Source organism: Streptomyces sp. NPDC007983, assembly GCF_042958345.1.
Classification (GTDB): Bacteria; Actinomycetota; Actinomycetes; order Streptomycetales; family Streptomycetaceae; genus Streptomyces.
The window spans coordinates 1-4,832 of the sequence record NZ_JBIBJI010000052.1 but is presented as its reverse complement, the minus strand read 5'-3'; the positions used below and the strand labels follow the sequence as shown (position 1 = coordinate 4,832).

1 protein-coding gene and 1 pseudogene are annotated in these 4,832 nt (G+C 71.3%); both read left to right on the top strand.

Annotation, left to right across the window (positions count from 1 at the left end):
- Positions 1 to 2,901 (top strand): SDR family NAD(P)-dependent oxidoreductase (locus ACFZCY_RS45325; protein ID WP_391187678.1); only part of this gene is annotated, 2,901 nt, incomplete at its 5' end.
- 86 nt (positions 2,902 to 2,987) lie between these two features.
- Positions 2,988 to 4,832: pseudogene (locus tag ACFZCY_RS45320) on the top strand (type I polyketide synthase); the annotation flags it as partial.

The following is a 4,832-nucleotide window of genomic DNA, read 5'->3' as shown; positions in this document are numbered from 1 at the left end:
CGCTACTGGCTCAACACCCCCAAACCCACCACCAACACCACCACCCTCGGCCTCACCCCCACCACACACCCCCTACTCCCCGCCACCCTCGAACTCGCCGAAGGCGACGGGCTGATACTGACGGGGCATCTCCCTCCTCACACCATCGACGCCGGCCCAGCCGACCTCGCAGCAGTGCTCGCCGAGGCCGCCCTTACCGCAGCCTTACACAGTGACGGCAAGCAGGTGGACGACCTCACGCTGTACGACGCCCCTGACCTTCTGGAGCCCTACGACTCCTGCGCTTCCGAAGCACTGCAGTTCCAGGTGTCGGTGGACGCGGCCGACGCGGCGGGTGACCGTGCGCTCTCCATGCACGCGCGCCCCGACATCGTCGAGTGGCCCTGGACCCGGCTCGCCACGGGCCGACTGTCGTCGGCCGCGCTCCCGCACGATACGGCGCCGCATACGACGGACGTGTGGCCACCGGCGGACGCGAGGGCGCTGGGCAACGATGAACTCACCCAGCTCCTGAGCAACGTGGAATGGACGCAGCCCGTGTCCCTGGGCGGCGCCTGGCGGCTCGGCGACGACATCCTGTGCGAAATTGAGCTCAACGGTGCCCAGCCGGACGAGTATGCCCTGCACCCGGCGCTGGTGGCGGCCGCGCTACGCGCCGCCGACGCCGCCGTGGGCGAGTCGACTGTCACCTCCTGGCATGGGATGCGACTGCACGCCGTCGGAGCCGAGGCGGTCCGGGTGCGGGTCACCCCGCTCGACCCCTCCGAGAGCGGTGAGCGGGCCGTCGCCCTCACGCTCACCGACTCGTCGGGCGCCTTGGTGGCCACCATCGACTCTGTCGCGCTGACGCCGGCGGCACCCGGACGCGCCCCCCGGGACGGCACGTCCGTGCAGGCAGCGCCCCTGCACGAGCCCACCTGGGTCCCAGTGGCGGTCTCCGACACCCGCACGACAACCGCAGCGGCCCGTATAGCGATCGTGGGTGGGTCCGCCACATGGCTGGCTGAGGTTCTGACCGTCCCTCGCGTCCCGGTGGAGACGTTCGACGACCTCACCGCCCTCCGTACGGCAGTCGCCAACGGCGCCCTCGCCCCGGAGTTCGTCCTGCTAGCAGCCCCAGGCGATACGCCGGATGACGTTCCGAGTGCCGTACGTGCCACGACGGAGGCTGTCCTGGCCGCCGCCCAGGAATGGGCGGTCGAGACCGGCATGACGGGGTCCCGGCTCGTGGTGGTCACACGGAACGCCGTGGCGGCCGCTGCGTCCGACCCGGTTCCGCGGCTTGCTGAGGCCCCCCTATGGGGGCTCGTCGGCTCCGCCCAGACCGAGAACCCCGGCCGGTTCGTCCTGCTCGACCTCGACGGCACCGACGCGTCGCTACGCGCGCTGCCCACCGCGCTGGCCGCCGGGGCCGCCGGGGCCTCACGGCTCGCCGTCCGCGACGGTGAGGTCTTCGAGCCCAGGATCGTCCGCCGGGCAGCAGGGGCACACCGTACCGCCCGGACGACCGCAGACCGTGTCGCCACCAGGGTTCCTTCCGCCCTGGATGGCACCGTGCTGATCACAGGCGGGACGGGGGCGATCGGCCGTGTCCTGGCCCGGCACTTGGCGACCACACACGGGGCGCGCCGGCTGCTGATCGCCGGGCGGCGCGGCCCGGACGCACCAGGCGCCTCCGAACTACGCGAAGAACTCGCCGAGTTGAATGTCGACGTGCGCATCGTCGCCTGCGATATCGCCGACCAGAATGCGCTGGCCGAACTTTTGGCCGCCGTTCCAGGAGAGCACCCGCTGACGGCGGTGTTCCACCTCGCGGGCGTACTGGAGGACGGGGTACTCACGGCACAGACACCGGAGCGTCTCGACGCTGTCCTCGGGCCGAAGGCGGACGCAGCGTGGCGCTTGCACGAGTTGACGGCGGAGCTCGACCTGCAGGAGTTTGTGCTGTTCTCCTCGGCGTCCGGCCTCCTTGGCGGCGCCGGTCAGAGCAACTACGCCGCGGCGAACACCTTCCTCGATGCGCTCGCCCGGCACCGGCGCGCCCTGGGGCTGCCCGCCATGTCGCTGGCCTGGGGCACGTGGGCGCCTGGTGGTGGCATGGCCGACCAGCTGACCGCCGGTGACCTGGCGCGTCTAGGCCGTAGCGGGTTCGCTCCGCTGTCGGCGGAGGCCGGCATGGCGCTCCTGGACGCCGCCCGCGAGGTCGCGGCGGAGGAGGGCCTCGCCGTGCTGGTGCCCGCGCGCATCGACCTCGCTGCCCTGCGCGCCCAAGACAGCGAGGGCGGACTGCCGCGCATCTTCCGCGGGCTGGTGGGCGGCGCGGCACGGCGGACGGCGGTGCGCGGCACCGAGCGTGCGGCGGAGGCCGCCGTCAGTCGGATCACCGCGCTCCCGGCGGCGGAGCGCGATGCGGCGCTCCTGGACCTCATACGGACGCAGGTGGCGCAGGTCCTCGGACATGGCAGGCCTGAGAAGGTCGACCGGCACGCCGCGTTCAAGGAGATCGGTTTTGACTCGCTGACGTCCGTGGAGCTGCGCAACCGGCTCAGCGCTGCGACCGGGCTCAGTCTGCAGGCCACGCTGGTCTTCGACTTCCCGACCCCTGAGGACCTCGTCCAGCACCTGCGCGGCGCGCTGTCCCCTGACGGTCCGGCGGACGGTGCACGAGTTGTGCTTGACGAGGGGCTCGCTGCGGTGGAGACAGTCCTCGCCACTCACAGGCCCGGGGACCAGGCCGCCACAGAGGTGGTGGCCCGGTTGCGGGCGCTGCTCGGGCGGTGGGACGCCGCCGTGGCGGGCGACGCCGACTCCGCTGCGGCGGCCACGTCTGACGAGGAACTGTTCACGGCCAGCGACGAGGAGCTCTTCGAGGCTCTCGACCACGAGTTGGGCACCGCATGACGTCGTTCCGTCGCCTCTCATCGAAACCGCAGCCCACGCGAGAAGCGACGGTCCTCACCGCACTCATCAGGGAGCAGTGACCATCTATGTCCAATGAGCAGAGACTGCGCGAGTACCTGCAGCGCGCCACGGCCGACCTGCGCCAGGCCAACCGGCGGGTGCGCCAGCTGGAGGCGGCACGGCACGAGCCGATCGCGATCGTCGCGATGGGCTGCCGCTACCCCGGCGGCGTCGGCTCGCCGGACGACCTGTGGCGGCTCGTCGCGGAGGGTCGTGACGCCGTCTCCGGTTTTCCCACGGACCGCGGCTGGGACCTCGATCAGCTCTACGACCCTGACCCGGACAAACCCGATCGCTCCTATGTCAAGGAAGGCGGATTCCTCAGCGGCGCGGGAGATTTCGATGCCCCGTTCTTCGGCATCGGTCCGCGCGAGGCCATCTCCACCGACCCGCAGCAGCGACTGCTCCTGGAGACCACATGGGAAACCGTGGAGCGGGGCGGGATCGATCCGACCTCGCTGCGCGGGACCCGTACTGGCGTGTTCGTCGGCATGTCCGCGCAGCGGTACGCGCCGGACCGGCAGGACGTGCCCGCTACTTACGAGGGTCACATTCTCACAGGCAACGCGGCCAGCGTCGCCTCAGGCCGCCTCGCATACGCCCTCGACCTTGAGGGACCGGCGGTAACGCTCGACACGGCGTGCTCATCGTCCCTGGTCGCGCTGCATCTGGCGGCGCGGGCGCTGCGGTCCGGCGAGTGTGATCTGGCGCTCGCAGGCGGCGTGACGGTGCTCGCGACACCGGATCTGTTCGTGTGGTTCAGCAGACAGCGGGGGCTGGCCCCGGACGGGCGCGTCAAGGCGTTCGCCGCGGGCGCGGACGGCACCGTATGGGCCGAGGGCATCGGCATGCTCCTGGTAGAGCGGCTCTCGGACGCGCGCCGCAACGGCCATCCGGTCGTCGCGGTGCTGCGTGGCTCCGCCGTCAACCAGGACGGCGCGAGCAATGGTCTGACGGCCCCGAACGGCGCCGCGCAGCAGAAGGTCATCCGCGCGGCCCTCGCCGACGCGGGCCTCGTTCCCGCACAGGTTGACGCTGTCGAAGCGCACGGCACAGGCACCGCCCTCGGCGATCCGATCGAGGCCCAGGCGCTGCTCGCGACCTACGGACAGGACCGCCGACAGCCCTTGCTCCTGGGGTCTTTGAAGTCGAACATCGGCCATACCCAGGCCGCGGCCGGAGTAGCCGGTGTCATCAAACTTGCCATGGCGATGCGCCATGGTGTTCTTCCGCGCACACTGCACATCGACGAGCCCACGCCTCACGTCGACTGGTCCTTGGGCGCCGTGGAACTTCTCACCGAGGAGCGACCCTGGGAGGTGACGGAGGAGCGGCCTCGCCGGGCCGCCGTATCCTCCTTCGGGATCAGCGGCACCAACGCCCACGTCATCCTGGAGGAGGCGCCGTCGCTGGAGCCCGTCCCCGCAGAACCGCCCATCGAGCGGGCTGACGCGGTCGGACCGCTCCCCTGGGTGCTGTCCGCCAAGAGCCAGCGGGCATTGGCCGAGCAAGCCGCTCGCATTCGCACCTTCGTCCGCGCTCACCCGGATCTGCCACTTGCGGATGTGGGCTTCGCCCTGGCGACGACCCGCGCCGCGTTCAGCCACCGCGCAGCCGTCGTCGCCGAGGACCGCACCGCGCTCCTGGACGGCCTGACCGCCCTCTCCCACGGCCGCCGTGCGCCACACGTGCTGCAGGGACGCGCGACCGAGGAGGGCCGGACGGCGTTTGTCTTTTCCGGTCAGGGCAGTCAGCGCCCCGGCATGGGACGGGAATTGTATGACACCCATCCCGTGTTCGCCCGCGCCCTGGACGAGGTGTGCCAGCACTTCACCCACCACCTCGACGCCCCCCTACCGGAGGTGATGTGG